We start from the raw sequence: 15477 nt of genomic DNA, 5'->3' as shown, positions 1-15477 counted from the left end.
TCTCGGTGAGTTCCTTGGTCGGTACTCATCAAGATCACGCGGTGGCCGTCTCACATCACGACGCCACGCCGCTCACCAGCGAGGGACTCGTACACCACCTCTGAGGACGCAGCCGCCGGCGAACCTGCACCGACGGAGCGTTCCGGTGATCCGGTAAGGCTGGATCTCGGTCTCGGGCGTCCCATTTGCGGCTCAGATATCGCCTCGGCCCTGCCCCCGTCGCCCATCGGCGAACCGCTCGAGCGCGAGCTGCGGCGGCAGCACCGGGCAGGAATGGACCCGAGGTGTATCGACCTGCTCGCGGCGGTGGGTCACGGCGCGCGGCGCAGCAGCCGGTCCCACATCCGGGCCTGATTGGTCGCGTGGCCGGCATGGGGGGCGGCCACGTACTCAGCGAGCGGCTCCCGGGCGGCCCACCTGCGTGTGCTTGTGGGATCACGAGGGCCCGGGCCGAGTGGCTCAATCGCTCTTCGCTGGTCCGTTCGGGCGATGCAGTGGTCGGGGTGGTGGGAGGCCCCGGAACTGTCGGGGGTCGTACCTACGTTCAGACAAGTCCCGCAGTAGGTAGGAAGGAAGGCCGGGGTCCGCCATGACCGCCGCACCGTGCGACGCCGAACGCGCCACCATCGACTGCCTCCCGTCGTGTTCGGAGCCCCGGCTCTACGCGATGGGCGCCAGCCGTCAGATCGTAGAGGCGACCCAGCTCCTGCTCAGCGCACTGAACGCAGCCGTCGACGACGCGGCACGGCTCGGCAGTACCGACACGGGCGCCCGCCGCGCCGCAGCCGCGCTTCTCGACGCCCGCATCGCGGTGCTCCAGGCCGTCACCACCGCCGGCCGCGCCCTAGCGGACCGTGAGCGGATCGTCGAGGTGCCGGCCGCCGGCGCCTCCGCCCCGACCGCTGCCTGATCGTTGACTCTGCAGGGCCTGCGCGACCTCCTCGGCGCAGTCGCGCTCGCACGATGCCGGCCTCACGTGTCCTCGAAGGAAGGGGTGACCATGACGCGCAATGCGTTGGCCTGCAACCTGATCTGCACGAGCGTGCGTCCGTGGATCTCGCCGTCGGATCGGTTTCCAGCCACAGGCTGTCGGCGGTCAGGAACGGGGTGCGCGTGAGCGGTCGAACGGGCCGAGGACGGCCTGGAGCACGTGACGACCGTGAGCTCGGCCTCGGAGGTCACGCATCGCGTCGATCGCCATGTCCGGCGTGCGCGGGAGGCGCTCGCTGAACCCGGAGTACAGGGTGGTCAGGTGGTCGGTCATGGCATTCCTTCACACTGCAGCCGTTGCAGGGTGTGTGGACCTCGCCGGTCAGGACGCGGCGCTGGAAATCCGGGGGCCTGCCTGGCGTGTCCCGGCGAGCGCGCGGAACAGCCCGTCCACGTCGGAGGGGGCGGTGTCCCCGCTCCAGCCGACGTACATGTCGGGGCGCACCAGTACGAGTCGGCTCGGCTCGCCGGGCAGGCTGGTCCCATCGAGATCGAGCACGGTCAGCGGGACGCCGAGTCGGGCCGCGGCGTCGACGAACGGGTCGACGTCGCCGTGCGCGCGGACCAGGGTGAAGTCCCGCCCGAGCAGGTCGAACACCGACCGCCCGTCCGGCAGCCAGACGTGGGGGAACCGGGAGCCGGCCGTGACAGTCGGCTCGTACCGGTCGATCCGGTCGATCGCCCCGCGGCCGGACGCGGGATCGGCGACGATCCCCGGGGACCCGGCGTAGCGGGAACCGAACTGGACGCCCTGGCTGTGCCACTGCTGTCGGTCGATCTCGGCGATGAGCGCACCGACCTCGGCGCGCAGCCGGGCGCCCTCGGCGTCGTCGCCGTGCAGTGCCGGGTCGCGGGCGATCGTCGCCATGTCACGGTCGATCTTCAGGGCGGCGCGGGAGGTGGCCTCGCCGACCGAGCGCCGTTCGACCTCGTAGGCCGTGAGCAGTTCGGGGCCGCCCCAGCCTGCGAGGAGTGCGGCCAGTCGCCAGCCGAGTCCCACCGCGTCGGCGATACCGGTGTTCATGCCGAACCCGCCGAGCGGCAGCCAGAGGTGCGCGGCGTCGCCCGCCAGCAGGATCCGGCCGTCGCGGAACCGATCGGCCACGAGCCTGCGCGGTGTCCACCGCACCACCTGGATCTTCTCCAGCTCCATCTCGCGGCCCAGCGCGGCGCGCAGCACCTCGTCCTCGTCGAGGTCCTCCGGGGCGACGCCCTCCGGAACCCGCGCGTGGCAGAGGTAGAGCCCCGCGCCGTCGAGCTGCACGAAGGAGCCCTTGAGGTGCGGGCCGTACCACCAGTACATCCAGCCCGGTCGCTCCGCTGCGGCGAACTCGCGGGCCAGCTCCGCCGAGCGGAAGTAGATCGAGAGCCGGTTCTCCGCGGCACGGGAATCACCTTCGAGCCGTGCGCCGATCGCGCGGCGGGTGGTGCTGGCGCCGCCGTCGCATCCCACGAAGTAGTCGGCGGTCAGCACCGTCTCGACCCCGTCCGCCTCGACCCGGACCTCTACGGTCTCGCCGCGCTCGACGACCCCGACGACCCGGTGTCCGCGGGCGATCGCGACGGACCGGTAGCCGCGGACGTGCTCTTCGAGGATCGGTTCGAGGAAGATCTGCGATATCCGGTGCTGGGGCTCGGGTGTCGGCCATTCGGCGAGCTCGGGCGCGGAGCCGTCGAGGATCTGCTGCGCCGAGGAGAACCGGAAGCGGGTCAGCTCCCAGCTGGTCAGCGTCGTGCAGTAGACGACGTCCGTGGCGTGGTCGAGGGGCAGCCCGGCCCGCCGGATCGCGTCCGCGACGCCGAGGCGGCGGAAGTACTCCATCGACCGGGCGTTGGTGGTGTTGCAGCGCGGGTTGTCCGTGGTGCCGCGGTTCTGCTCGAGCACGAGGGTGTCGACGCCGCGGGTGCCGAGCTCGGCGGCGAGCGTCAGGCCGACCGGGCCCGCACCCACGACGATCACGGAGTGGTGGGAGGGGGCGGGCATCAGCGGATCTCCTCGGGGGCGTCGAGCGCGTCCAGTGCCTTGCCAGCGGCGGGGAAGACCCGGCAGAAGGTGCGCCAGAAGATGTTCTCCAGGTGCTCGGCGTCCATGTCGGACGCGAGCAGTTCCTCCATGACGGCGGGCACGTTGTAGCTGACGGGGTCGGCGTAGGAGTCCGTGCCGAACAACAGCCGCTCGGAACCGAACCGGGCGACGAACGCGTCGAGCGGGCGGAGCAGCGGGAAGCAGATCGCCGTGTCGAACAGGACGTTGCCGAAGCGGTCGGCCAGGTCCATCACGTACTGGATCTGGGTCGACCCCGAGAAGCCGTCGAGCGCGACGATCGTCGCGTCGGGGTGGTTGCGGGCGAGATCGGCGAACATCCAGGGCGCCTCGAGGTTCGACTCGGCGAACATGTGCACGTAGCAGGGCAGGCCGCGGGCTGTCGCCTCGTCGACCAGGGCGTGCATCCGCCGGTCGGACACGGCCACGCCCTGGTAGCGCGTGTGCCAGACGACCCCGTCGAGGCCGAGCTCGGCGGTCATCCGGTCCAGCTCCTCGCGGCAGAGCGCGATCCCGTGCAACGGCTCGACGGTCCCCAGCGCGGCGAGGAAACGCGGCGAGCGGTCCCGGTAGGCGGCGATGCCGTCATTGATCTCGCGGGTGTTCACGATGCCGTGCGGGCGCTCGTACTGCAGCCCCGGCATCACCGCGCAGGCCGTCATGCCGAAGCGGTCGAGCATCTTGTGGTGGGCCTCGACGGGCTCGCGTGCCTCCCGCGTGGCCGTCCGTTCCTCGGCCGCGCCGATCGACAGGGCGCCGACGTGGTGATGGGTGTCGACGACGTACCGGACCGTCCGCCTGCTCACGCGAGCTCCTCGCGGCCCGCCGCGTTCGCGCGCCGGCGCAGGGCCATGATCGAAAGCAGGCTGATCACGCCGAGCACCGTCATGTAGGCGGCGACGGACCAGCTGGCCCTCGTCGCGTCGAGCAGCGCGGCGGTGATCAGCGGGGCCAGCCCGCCCCCGAAGATCGATCCGACCTGGTAGCCGAGCGACGCCCCGGAGAAACGCACGTCGGTGCTGAACAGCTCGGAGTAGAGCGCCACCTGCGGCCCGAACATCATCGAGTGGACGGTGAAGCAGACGAGGAGCGCGACGAAGATCAGCCACAGGTTCGCGGTGTCGATCAACGCGAACATCGGCCACGCCCAGGCCGCCACGCCGATCGCCCCGATGATGAACAGCCGCGGCCGTCCCACGCGGTCGGACAGGTGGGCGAAGTACGGCAGGAAGAACAGCGGCGCGATTCCGGCCGCGAGGATGACGCCGAGCAGCGAACCCCTCGGCAGGTGCAACGAGCGCACACCGTAGTCGAGGATCCCCGACACGATGATGAAGGCGACGGCGTTCGGCAGCACGAAGGCGCCCCCGGCCAGCAGGATCGTCCGCCAGTGCTCGCGCACCACCTTCGCGAGGGGCGGCTGCTCCGGCGCGTCGGACTCCGGCCGCGTGGCCTGCAGTTCCTTGAACTTGGGGGTGTCCTCCACCGCGCGGTGGATGTAAAGCCCGACGCCGATCATGACCAGTCCGGACAGGAACGGGATCCGCCATCCCCACGCGGACATCTGCGCGTCGGAGAAGACGAACGACAGCACGAGGAAGGCGCTGATCCCACCCATCAGCCCCAGCTGCGCGCCGACCTGAACGAAGCTGCCGAGGAAGCCGCGGCGCCCGGTCGGGGCGCTCTCAGTGAGCAGCAGGGACGCACCGCCCCACTGCCCGCCCAGTGCGAAGCCCTGCAGGAGCCGCAGTACCACGAGGAGCGCCGGGGCGACCCAGCCGACCGTGGCGGCCGTGGGCAGCAGGCCCATCAGGAAGGTGGCGACGCCCATGATCACGGTCGAGGCCACCAGCATCGGCTTGCGGCCGTACCGGTCGCCGTAGTGGCCCGCGACCGCGCCACCGAGCGGGCGGGCAACGAACCCGACCGCGAGGGTCAGGAAGGAGGCCAGGGTCGCGGCGGTGTCCCCGAGCCCGGAGAAGAACAGCGGCCCGAGGAAGATCGCGGCGGCGGTGGCGTAGACGAAGAAGTCGAAGTACTCCACGGCCTGGGCCAGGACGGCGACGGTGATGAGCCGCCGCAGCCCACCGGGCGGCGTGGCCGCGGGGGCTCCCGGCCGGGCGGCAGCGGCCGGCGCGGAGGGTGCGAGGTCGGACATGCCGGGAAAGCTAGGCGTCCTGCACGAATAGCACTATGACGAATTCACATGGCTCGAATGAGCCATATGGCTATCGGTCCTCGCCGAGCCGCGCCCGGATGCCGTCGCGGAGGACCGCGGTCAACGTGGACTGGAAGGCCGTGAGCCGCTTCCCGCGGCGCTGCACGAGGTACAGCTTGTCGTGCAGGTCGTGGCCCGCGATCCGCACCTCGCGCAGCAGGCCCGCCTCCAGCTCGCGGCGCACCGACTCCCGCCAGAGCAAGGCCACCCCCAGTCCCCCTTGCACCGCCACCTTCATGGACTCGGCGCTCCCGAGCTCGATCTCCACGCGCCGGTCGACGACCCCGATCGCCGCCAGCGCCGAGTCCTGGCTGCGTCGGATCGCCATCCCCGCAGGAGGGCAGACGAAGGGCAGCCCGGTCAGCTCGGCGACCGACGCCGCGTCTCCGACCCGTTCCTCGTCGATCGCCGCGACCAGGCAGAATGGTGGCCGGGCGATCAGTTCCGCCTCGAAGGAGTTGGTGTCGAGGACGGCGTCCGTGGCCAGTACCGAGAAGTCGTAGCGGCCCGCGAGCGTGCGTTCGAGGGCGATCTCGACGCTGGAGGGGTTCAGCGAGATCGCCGCGTGCGGGTGACGGCGGCGGAAGTCCACCAGGATCGGGGGCAGCACGTAGTTGCCGACGGACATGCTCGACCCGATCGACGCCCGGCCGGCGGCCCCGCGGGAGATGTCCCGCAGGCTGCGGTCGAGCTCGGTGCGCCCGCGCAGCACCTCCGTGGCCCACAGGTGCACCTCGGCCCCCGCCTCGGTCAGCTCCATGCCCCGGCCCTCGCGTCGGAAGAGCTTGACCCCCAGACGTTCCTCCAGCGAGCGCAGGTGCGCGCTGACGACGGGCTGGGAGACGAAGAGGTCCTCGGCGGCGAGCCGGACGCCGCCGCGCTCCACCACGCGGCAGAGGACCTCGAGCTTGTGCAGGGAGATGCGGTTGTCCGGCGCCGGCGACGGAGTACTCATAGCCGAAATGCTAAGTCGCTGCGTCGAACTTTCACATGGACCTATGTGAACGGCCGGACATAGCGTCGTGGTGTCCCCGCCCGCCGAGGAGGTCAGGATGCCGCTCGCCGCGATCACCGCGTCGCACACGCCGCTGATGCACACCGTCGAGCCGCGAGGTGACACCCGCGCCGCGGTCGACGCCGCGTTCGCCCAGGCGCGTGCCTTCGCGGCGGACTTCCGGCCGGACCTGGTCGTCGTCGTCGCGCCGGACCACTACAACGGCATGTTCTACGACCTGATGCCGCCGTTCTGCGTGGGCACCGCAGCCGACGCCGTCGGCGACTACGGGACGGGCGCCGGGCCGTTGGACGTCGACCGCGCCGCCGCCCGACACGTCGTACGCGAACTGCTCGCGACCGGGATCGACCTGGCGATGTCCGAGCGGATGATCGTCGACCACGGGTTCGCGCAGCCTCTGGAGCTGCTGTTCGGCGCGATCGACGCCGTCCCGACCGTGCCGGTCTTCGTCAACTCGCTGGCCGTGCCCTTCGGCCCGATCCGCCGTACGCGGCTGCTCGGCGAGGCACTGGGTCGCGCGCTCGTGGCGCTCGACCGTCGGGTGTTGCTGCTCGGCTCGGGCGGGCTCTCCCACGATCCGCCTCTGCCCACCCTGGAGGGGGCGCCGCCCGAGGTCGCCGCCCGGCTCGTCGCCGGCCGGAACCCGACGCCGGAGGAACGTGCCGCACGGGAGGCCCGGGTCCGCGACGCCGGCCTGGCCGTGGTGGCGGGGGAGCCCGGACCGCGACTGAACCCGGACTGGGACCGAGCCTTCCTCGACCTGCTGGCCGAGTGCAGGCTCGCGGCCGCCGACACGTGGACGAACGACTGGATCACCGCCGAGGCGGGCAACTCCGCGCACGAGGTCCGCACCTGGCTGGCCTGCTACGCGGCACTCGGTGCCGCGGGCCCCTACACCGTGCGCAGCAGCTTCTACCGCCCGATCCCGGAGTGGATCGCCGGCTTCGGCATCACCACAGCAGAGACCCGGAGGAGCGCGTGACCGTCCCCAGCCCCGTGACAGCCGAGCCGAGCATCTGGACGGCCCTGCTGGGCCAGGACCTGACGATCCGCCACGTGCAGGTCGGCGAGTGGAGCACCCGTGTGCTGGAGGCGGGCTCCGGTCCGGAGACCGTCGTACTGATGCACGGTGTCGGCGGGCACCTGGAGGCGTACGCGCGCAACGTGCCCGCCTTCGCCGAGCACTATCGCGTCATCGCCTACGACTATCCGGGCCACGGCCTGACCACAGCGACGGCCAAGCCGCTCGAGCTGCCGGACTACGTGGCACACCTGCTCGGGCTGCTCGACGTGCTCGGCGTGGAACGCGCCCACCTCAACGGGGAGTCCCTCGGCGGGTGGATCGCCGTCAAGACCGCCTACGCGCACCCGGAGCGGGTCGGCCGGATCGTGCTCAACACCCCCGGGGGCGCGCTGTCCGATCCGGCGGTGCGCGAGCGCATCCGCACCCTGTCCCAGGGCGCCGCGGACGACCCGAGCGACGAGCGCATCCGCGCCCGGGTGAGCTGGCTGATGGCCGATCCGGCGAGCGTGACCCAGGAACTGGTCGACGTCCGGCGCACGATCTACGCGCAGCCGGCCTTCGCCGAGTCGATGCGCAACATCATGTGCCTGCAGGACGGCGAGGTGCGGGCCCGCAACATGATCACGGACGAGGAGCTGGCCGGAATCCACGCGCCCGCCCTCGTGATCTGGACCAGCGACGACCCGTCGGGACCCGCCGCCGTCGGGCTGCGTATGGCGGAGCGGCTCCCGAACGGGCGCCTCGAGCTGGTCGAGGGCGCGGGCCACTGGCCGCAGTGGGAGCAGCACCGCCGCTTCAACCAACTCGTGCTCGCGTTCCTGGCCGAGGACGCCCACGTCGGCGTCTGACGCGGGCGACACTCCACACGCGTTCGCGCACGACCCACGCACAGCTCGACACCCGGCAAGGGAGCCTCCAGTGACCGAGACCCGGCCTTCGAATGGCCATCACCTCGACAGCGCGACGGCGGCCGCCACCGACGTCCTGCCGGTGCGCAACCCCCGTACGGGGCGCGTGGACCACTGGATCCACCCGCCGCGACCGGCGGAGATCGCCGGCCTCGGCACCGCCCTCCGCAGCGCCCAGGTCGCGTGGAACGAGGCAGGGATCGGTCACCGGGTGGCGGTGATGCGCCGCTGGGCCGACGTGGTGGAGGCCAACGCCGCGGCGATCGGAGACGCGGAGACGGTCGACACGGGGCGCAGCCGGGTGTCCCACGAGGTGCCACACATGGTGGTCGCCGCCATCCGCGGCTGGTGCGACGCGGCCCCCGCGATCCTGGACCGGGCTCGCCTCCACGGCGTGTCGAGCGTGACCGAGACGGTCGGCTACGACACAGAGCTCGACCCGTACCCCCTGCTCGGCGTGATCAGCCCGTGGAACCATCCGTTCCTGCTCTCGACGCTCGACGCGGTGCCCGCCCTGCTCGCCGGCTGCGCGGTGATCGTCAAACCGAGCGAGGTGACGCCCCGCTTCGTCGAACCGGTTGCGGCGAGCATCGCCGAGGTGCCCGAGCTCGCCGCCGTGCTGCGGTACGTCGTCGGGGGCCCGGAGACCGGACAGGCCATCGTCGACCAGGTGGACGCGCTGTGCTTCACGGGCAGCGTGCCCACCGGCCGCGCGCTCGCCCAGGCGTGCGCCCGCCGGTTCATCCCGGCCTTCCTCGAGCTCGGCGGCAAGGACGCGGCCATCGTGACCGCCTCGGCCGACCTGCGGCGTGCCGCTGCCGCGGTCCTCAAGGGAGCCGCGCACAACACCGGCCAGGTGTGCTTCGCGACCGAACGGGTCTACGTCGACCGGAGCGTGCACGACGAGTTCGTCGAGGAGCTGGTCGCTCAGGCCCGGCGGCTCGAGCTGAACCACCCCGACGTCACCCGCGGGCACCTCGGCCCGTTCATCCTCGGCCGGCAGGCCGACATCGTGGACGCCCACCTGGCCGACGCCGTGGCCCGCGGTGCGGTCGTGCGCTGCGGCGGCCCCAGCGAGACCCTCGACGGTGGCCGCTACATGCGGGCCACGGTGCTGACCGGGGTCGACCACACCATGACGATCATGCGTGAGGAGACGTTCGGTCCCGTCGTCCCGGTGCAGGCATTCGACACCGTGGACGAGGCGGTCCGGCTCGCCAACGACAGCGACTACGGGCTCTCGGCCGCGGTCATCGCCGGCGACGAGCAGGAAGCCATGGCCATCGGGCGGCGCATCCGTGCCGGCGCCGTCAGCCTGATGGACACCTCCCTGACGATCACCATCATGCGTGACGTCGAGAAGACCTCCTACGGCATGTCCGGGCTGGGCGGCTCCCGCATGGGGCCGAACGGGATGCTGCGCTTCCTCCGCCGCAAGGCCCTCATCACCCGCTCCGGGCCGGTGCCCGACATGGACGCGCTGCGCGAGGACGCCGCCGCACCCGCATCGACCTGAGCGACACCGACACCGACACAGACAGGGAGGTCTGCCATGCCCGAGGACAGGAGCGCCGCACCGGTCGGCCTGCTCGGCGCCGGAACCATCGGTGGCGGATGGGCCGCCACCTACCTCGTGCGGCGGCGACCGGTACTGGTGGTCGACCCGGCGGCGTCCGCCCTCGACAGGGTGACGGCCTACCTGGACACGGTGTGGCCGTCGGTCCGCCGGACCGTGCCCGACGCGCCCGCCTCGGTCCCCGCGGATCTGCTGAGGCTCGTCCCGATCGAGGATCTCGGCGAGGTCGGCCTGGTGCACGAGAACGTGCCCGAGTCCCTCGACGCCAAGCAGGAGGCGTACCGCGGCGTCGAGGCCGTGGTCGCGCCGCACGTCCCGATACTGTCGAGCAGCGGCGGGCTGATGCCGACCCAGCTCCAGGCGTGCATGGACCACCCCGAGCGACTGGTCGTCGCCCACCCGCAGAGCCCCGTGTACGCGCTGGCCCTCGTCGAGGTCCTGGTAGGCAAGTCGACCGCGCCCGATGTCGTCTCCGCGGTGCTCGCGCACCTCACCGCGCTCGGCAAGCGCCCGGTGCTGCTGCACCGCGAGATGCCGGGCTACCTCACCAACCGGCTGACGTTCGCGATGCTCCGCGAAGCCGTGCACCTGCTCGCCGAAGGCGTCGTGGACGCCCGCGGGATCGAGGACGCGGTGGTGCACGGCATCACCCCGCGCTTCCTGATCGGTGGCCCGCTCACCTCGCTGGCGCTGGCGGGCGGCCCCGACGGGATGCGGGGCGCGATGCGCTCGTTCGCGTCGACGATCGAGGAGTGGTGGTCCGACCTCGGCACCCCGCATCTCGACGACGACGTCCGCGCCCGGCTCGTCGCGGCGGCCGACGAGATCCTCGGTGGCCGGTCGATCAGCGAGGTCCTCGCCGCCCGGGATGCGGCGGTGGTGGACGCGCTGTCGCTGCACCGTCCCACCGAGCAACCGGGTGGTGCAGGGGCATGACGACGCTGTTCACGCCGCCCTCGGTCGAGTGCCGCCGCGAACCGGACGGCACGCTCGTGCTGCGTTCCCGCGTCCCGCTGGGCCGGGCGACCCCCACGATCCTGCACTGGTTGCGGCACTACGCCGCGCAGTCCCCGGACACCGCGTTGCTCACCGTGTCCGCCGGCGCCGGCCGACGGAGCTGGACCTACGCCGAGGCATGGGAGGAAGTGACCCGGGTGGCCGCCGCGCTCGCCGCGCGCGGACTGCGTCCCGGGGACCGCGTGATGGTGCTGGGAGCGAACTCGGTGGAGCACCTGACCATGGGGCTCGCCACGATGCTGGCCGGGGGAGTGGCCGTCCCGATCGCATCCCAGTACGCCGGCCCGGACGCCGAGCGCAACAAGCTCGCCGGCCTGCTCGAGATGCTCGAACCCGCCCTGATGTGGGTGGAGACCGCCGCGCAGGCCGCCGTCGTGACCGCGGCATCGGTCGCCCACTCACCCCCGGTCCTCGTCGGACCCGCGGCCGTGACCGCCCTCGCGGAGACGATCGACGACACCACCGCCCGTCCGTGTCCGGAGGACCTGGACCCGGCGGCCCCGGCGAAGATCCTGCTGACCTCGGGCTCCACCGGCAGGCCCAAGCCGGTCGCCTACACCCAGACCATGATGACGACGAACGTGCGGATGACGATCGACGTCTGGCCCTTCCTGGACGACCACCCGCCGGTCCTCGTCGACTGGCTGCCGTGGAACCACGCGTTCGGCGGCAACGCCAACCTCAACCTCGTGCTGTCGCGGGGTGGCACCCTGCACGTCGACGAGGCAGCGGGCCGGCCGGAGCGGATCGGGACGACGATCGAGAACCTCCGCCGCTTCCGGCCGACCTTCCACGGGGCGGTTCCCGCCGGCTTCGCAGCGCTCCTGCCCACGCTGGAGGCCGACGCGGAGTTCCGCGGGGCGTTCTTCGGCCGCCTCGACGTCCTGTTCAGCGCGGGCGCGGCGATGCACCCGAACGTCTTCCGGCGCTTGTCCGAACTGTCGGCGAGTGTGCGCGGGGCCCACGTCCCGATCGTCACCGGATGGGGGTCCACCGAGGTCGGGCCGGGAGCGACCATGGTGCACGCGCACGGCGTCGGTCCGGACTGCATCGGCACCCCGCTGCCGGGCGTCGAGATCGCCTTGCGCCCGGTGGCGGGCAAGCACGAGCTCCTCGTCCGCGGGCCGTGCGTCGCCCCGGGGTACTGGCGGCACCCCGAGCAGAGCCGGGCCGCGTTCACCGCGGACGGGTGGTACCGCTCGGGTGACGCCGGCGAGCTGGTCGATCCCTCCGCCCCGGAACGCGGTCTGCGCTTCGCAGGCCGTATCGCCGACGACTTCAAGCTGGCCAACGGCACCTGGGTCGACAGCAGCAGGATCCGTGCGTCGTTGCTGTCCCGCAGCGGGGGCCGGCTGCGGGACGTACTCGTCGTCGGCGCCGACCGGTCCGCCCTGTGCGTGCTGGTCTGGCCGGACGGCCGTTCCCCGGAACCCTTCGAGGAGGAGGACCTGCGCGTGGTGCTGAGCGACCACAACCGTGAGCAGGCCCGGCCGAGCACCAGGCTGCTCGACGGGGCACTGCTGACCCCTGAGCCGCAGGGGGACGAGGTGAGCAGCAAGGGGCAGCTCGTTCGCGACGCCGTGCTCCGTCGACGCGCGCCGCTCATCGAGCAGCTCTACAGCCGACAGGGCGTGGCGCTGTGAAGCTTGGCGACCCGGCGGCATCACTGGTCGTCGACCGCGCCGGCGAGCTCACGGCGCACGTCGGCAACGAGATCGGCATCAGCGGGTGGGCCGCACTGGAGGAGGCCGACGTCCTCGGGTTCGCCGAGCTGACCGGGGACCGGCACTGGATCCACACCGACCCCGACCGAGCTCGTGCCGAGGTCGGCCTGGACGGCCTCCTCGCCCATGGGTTCCTCGTGCTCTCGCTGATCACGGCGCTGGGCGGCCAGTGCTACACCGTCCGCCGGGCGCGCAGGTGGACCAACTACGGCCTCGAACGGCTCCGGTTCACCGCGCCGGTGTTCCCCGGTGACGAGTTCCGCCTGCGGCTGACGCTCGACGACGCGGCACCGGAACCGGCCGGGACCACCCGTCTCGACCTCGGATGCCTGCTGGAGCGGAGGAACCACGATCGGCCCGCCCTGGTGGCCACCTGGATCGTGCTGGTGGAGGAGGCATGACCGAGATCCGGGCCCCCGAGGGCTATGTCCCGATCGGCCAGGAGGACACGTTCCTCGGTCATGTCGGCGGTATCACCTGGAAACGCAGAGCCGACCGGACCGACACCTGCCTGCTGCTGGCCCCCCACCACCTGAACCCCAACGGCACCGCGCACGGCGGGTTCCTGCTGACCCTGCTCGACATCACCCTCGGCGCAACCGTCGAATCGTTCCTCGGCGTGGCCGCCGATCGCCACCCGGTCACACTTCAGCTTTCGTGCTCGATGCTCGCGCCGGCTCGCGGGGGCGAGCTGTTGTTCGGCGAGGCCGCGGTCGATCGCGCGACCCGGACGGTGACCTTCGTGTCGGCGCGCCTGCACAGCCGGGGGCAGACCGTCCTCACCGCTAGTGCGGTGTTCCGGAACCCACCCTCGTCAACCGTCGCGGAGCGCAGCTGACGGAGGCCTGGGGCGGACGACACATAGGTTCGGACTGTGGCACGGGTGAGTTTCGGCAACGTCGGCGGAGCCAGTGCACGGGCTGCTTGTGGCCCAGGCCTCCTGCTCCTGCGGTGGAGATCGCGCGCCGCCCGGACAGGTCGTGTCGGTGGCCAGGATCCGGATCACGTGCTTGATCAGCGACAGCGCGGAGCGGAGCCGCTTGTTGTAGCCGGACTGCCCGGGCAGGTAGGGGAACGCGCTGGGCGGCGCGCGCGGGACGACCGCAGCCAGCGGGCCTGCGAGTTCAGGTCGGTCGTCACAAACTGATCTTGGACGCCCTCCTGCTGCGTCTACGGCCACCGCGCCTTTAGGACTTACTCGTCTAGGGTTAATCGGACTCGCATCCGGTTACATGCTTCGGCGTAGCGGAGCTGGGTCCGATTGCAAGGAGGGCTCATGCCGCGCGGACTTCGCGCTGACGCACAGGCCAACTACGAGCGCCTGCTGGAGGTGGCTGCCCGCACCTTCGCCCGCGAGGGAGCGGACACCTCGCTCAAGGCCATCGCCGCGGAGGCGGGGGTCGGGATCGGAACGCTCTACCGCAGGTTCCCGACGCGCGAGGACCTGATCGAGGCGACCTACCGGAACGAGACGAGGCGCCTGTGCGAGTCGGCACCGCAGCTGCTGGGGAGGCACTCGCCGACGGACGCTTTCAGAGTCTGGATGGAGTGCTTCGTCGACTACATGCTGACCAAGCAGGGCATGGCCGACGCACTGCCGGCGATCCTCGCGTCCCGTGACGCGCTCCGCCTGCACAGCCGCGAGGCGCTCGGCGAGGCAGTCGCGGTACTGCTGAACGCCGGCATTGCATCGGGTGACTTCCGTGCGGACGTCGCGGCCTCCGACGTACTCATGGCACTCGGCGGGATCACCCTCATCAGCGGCCACGAGCACCAGCGCGATCTCGCCTCCCGGCTGGTCTCCCTGCTGCTCGACGGCCTCATCGCCCCTCGCGCGAGCGCATCCTCGATCTAGGAGGCCCGAGCCGGGTCTCCCGCGACACACCGCGCGAGCCTGGAGCCCGACGACGCCGAAGGGTTCGGCGTGGCGGCGCACTGACCGCGCCGATCGACGCCGATCGACATCGAGTCCAACGCGGTCGCGGTCCGTCCCACTGACGGAGGCGGGATGCCAGTCATCTGGTCGCTACGCCGTCTGCCCCTCGGGTCCTCGCCGCCCGGACCACACGCCGCAGCTCAAGCGGACCCGACTCCGTTTGCGCTACTGTAACCGGAGCCGGCTCCGAAAAGTGGGTCGCGGAACAAGGAGAGAGACATGGCGAAGGAACTCGCAGGCACGGTGGCAGTGGTCACCGGCGCGAGCAGCGGTATCGGCGCCGCGACCGCGCGTCGGCTCGCACGGGACGGCGCGTCGGTGGCCCTGGTCGCTCGGCGCGGCGACCGGCTCGCGGAGGTCGCCCGTGAGATTGCGGAAGAGGGCGGCGCGGCGCAGCCCGTGGTCGCGGACATCACGAGCAGGGTGGGCGCCGACTCCGCCGTGGAACAAGCGGTGTCCGCGTTCGGCCGGCTCGACACGGTCGTCAACAACGCGGGGGTCATGTTGGTCGGTCCGTTCGCCGATGCGCCGGAGGGCGAGTGGGAGCGAATGATCGATGTGAACGTGCTGGGACTGCTCTACATGGCCAAGGCCGCTCTCCCTCACCTGATCAAGGCCGCCGCGGGGGAGCCGCGGCGCACAGCGGATCTGGTGAACATCAGCTCGTCCGCCGGGCGGGTCGCCCGGGCAGGCACGGCGGTCTACAACCTGACGAAGTTCGGGGTCAACGGCTTCAGCGAAGCGCTCCGCCAGGAGATGCGGCCCCTGCGCGTGAGGGTCAGCGTCATCGAGCCCGGCAACGTCGACACCGAACTCACCTCGCACACTCGCGACGAGCTGCGTGCGGGCGTGGAGGCGCAGGTCCGGTCGATCGAGAAGCTGCAGCCCGAGGACATCGCCGATTCCGTCGCCTACGTGGTCACCAGCAACCGGAGGGTGGCCGTTAACGAGGTATTCGTCCGCGCTGCAGATCAGAGCTGGTGACCGATCGGAGTGTGCGAGACGCCGCGCCCAGACGTGCCCCC

15 protein-coding genes and 1 pseudogene are annotated in these 15477 nt (G+C 71.6%); 10 read left to right on the top strand and 6 right to left on the bottom strand.

All coding sequences use genetic code 11. From position 1 onward, the window contains the following. Positions 1-589: 589 nt before the first annotated feature. A complete protein-coding gene (locus tag FB388_RS20850; protein WP_142103920.1) occupies positions 590-910 on the top strand; it encodes a hypothetical protein in 321 nt (106 codons plus the stop codon). A 186-nt stretch (positions 911-1096) separates the two neighbouring features. On the opposite strand, the gene FB388_RS39525 is transcribed toward FB388_RS20850, so the two are convergent. From FB388_RS39525 to FB388_RS20830, 5 genes are all read right to left on the bottom strand, one after another. Then, positions 1097-1264 (bottom strand): hypothetical protein, encoded by a 168-nt coding sequence (locus FB388_RS39525; RefSeq protein WP_170225764.1) that lies wholly within the window; start codon positions 1262-1264, stop codon positions 1097-1099. Between the two features lie 48 nt (positions 1265-1312). After that, a complete protein-coding gene (locus tag FB388_RS20845) occupies positions 1313-2974 on the bottom strand; it encodes an FAD-dependent monooxygenase (RefSeq protein WP_142103919.1) in 1662 nt (553 codons plus the stop codon). Further along, on the bottom strand, positions 2974-3840 hold the full coding sequence (locus FB388_RS20840) for an amidohydrolase family protein (protein WP_142103918.1): 867 nt from the start codon (positions 3838-3840) through the stop codon (positions 2974-2976). Before FB388_RS20840 ends, FB388_RS20845 begins: the two co-directional genes overlap by 1 nt. Further along, positions 3837-5192, bottom strand: a complete 1356-nt coding sequence (locus FB388_RS20835; protein ID WP_142103917.1) for an MFS transporter — start codon at positions 5190-5192, stop codon at positions 3837-3839. Before FB388_RS20835 ends, FB388_RS20840 begins: the two co-directional genes overlap by 4 nt. Positions 5193-5262: 70 nt before the next feature. Then, on the bottom strand, positions 5263-6207 hold the full coding sequence (locus FB388_RS20830) for a LysR family transcriptional regulator (RefSeq protein WP_142103916.1): 945 nt from the start codon (positions 6205-6207) through the stop codon (positions 5263-5265). Positions 6208-6304: 97 nt separating this feature from the next. Here FB388_RS20830 and FB388_RS20825 point away from each other — a divergent pair, with 97 nt between their 5' ends. From FB388_RS20825 to FB388_RS20795, 7 genes are all read left to right on the top strand, one after another. Beyond that, the gene (locus tag FB388_RS20825; protein WP_142103915.1) at positions 6305-7249 is read left to right on the top strand and encodes a 3-carboxyethylcatechol 2,3-dioxygenase; all 945 of its coding nucleotides are present in this window, start codon (positions 6305-6307) and stop codon (positions 7247-7249) included. Beyond that, positions 7246-8139, top strand: a complete 894-nt coding sequence (locus tag FB388_RS20820) for an alpha/beta fold hydrolase (protein WP_246122237.1) — start codon at positions 7246-7248, stop codon at positions 8137-8139. The genes FB388_RS20825 and FB388_RS20820 overlap by 4 nt, the downstream gene beginning before the upstream one ends. Positions 8140-8209: 70 nt before the next feature. Further along, positions 8210-9715, top strand: coding sequence for an aldehyde dehydrogenase family protein (locus tag FB388_RS20815; RefSeq protein WP_142103914.1), 1506 nt, complete (start codon positions 8210-8212; stop codon positions 9713-9715). A 36-nt stretch (positions 9716-9751) separates the two neighbouring features. Then, positions 9752-10711 carry a 3-hydroxyacyl-CoA dehydrogenase NAD-binding domain-containing protein gene (locus tag FB388_RS20810; RefSeq protein WP_142103913.1) on the top strand — a complete coding sequence of 320 codons (960 nt, stop codon included), beginning with the start codon at positions 9752-9754 and terminating at the stop codon, positions 10709-10711. After that, positions 10708-12435 carry an AMP-binding protein gene (locus FB388_RS20805; protein ID WP_142103912.1) on the top strand — a complete coding sequence of 576 codons (1728 nt, stop codon included), beginning with the start codon at positions 10708-10710 and terminating at the stop codon, positions 12433-12435. The genes FB388_RS20810 and FB388_RS20805 overlap by 4 nt, the downstream gene beginning before the upstream one ends. Next, positions 12432-12917, top strand: coding sequence for a MaoC/PaaZ C-terminal domain-containing protein (locus FB388_RS20800; RefSeq protein WP_246122235.1), 486 nt, complete (start codon positions 12432-12434; stop codon positions 12915-12917). The genes FB388_RS20805 and FB388_RS20800 overlap by 4 nt, the downstream gene beginning before the upstream one ends. After that, positions 12914-13354: a PaaI family thioesterase gene (locus FB388_RS20795; protein WP_142103911.1), complete on the top strand. Its 441-nt coding sequence runs from the start codon at positions 12914-12916 to the stop codon at positions 13352-13354. The genes FB388_RS20800 and FB388_RS20795 overlap by 4 nt, the downstream gene beginning before the upstream one ends. A gap of 141 nt (positions 13355-13495) precedes the next feature. Here FB388_RS20795 and FB388_RS40510 read toward each other — a convergent pair. Further along, a pseudogene (locus FB388_RS40510) lies at positions 13496-13638 on the bottom strand (IS982 family transposase); the annotation flags it as partial. Between the two features lie 154 nt (positions 13639-13792). Between FB388_RS40510 and FB388_RS20785 the strand changes: the two are divergent. Then, a complete protein-coding gene (locus FB388_RS20785) occupies positions 13793-14371 on the top strand; it encodes a TetR/AcrR family transcriptional regulator (protein ID WP_142103910.1) in 579 nt (192 codons plus the stop codon). A 300-nt stretch (positions 14372-14671) separates the two neighbouring features. Further along, positions 14672-15436 (top strand): SDR family NAD(P)-dependent oxidoreductase, encoded by a 765-nt coding sequence (locus FB388_RS20780; protein ID WP_142103909.1) that lies wholly within the window; start codon positions 14672-14674, stop codon positions 15434-15436. The last annotated feature ends 41 nt before the right edge of the window (positions 15437-15477 follow it).

This window comes from Pseudonocardia cypriaca (assembly GCF_006717045.1).
Classification (GTDB): Bacteria; Actinomycetota; Actinomycetes; order Mycobacteriales; family Pseudonocardiaceae; genus Pseudonocardia; species Pseudonocardia cypriaca.
This window is presented reverse-complemented; position numbering and strand designations above follow the sequence as displayed.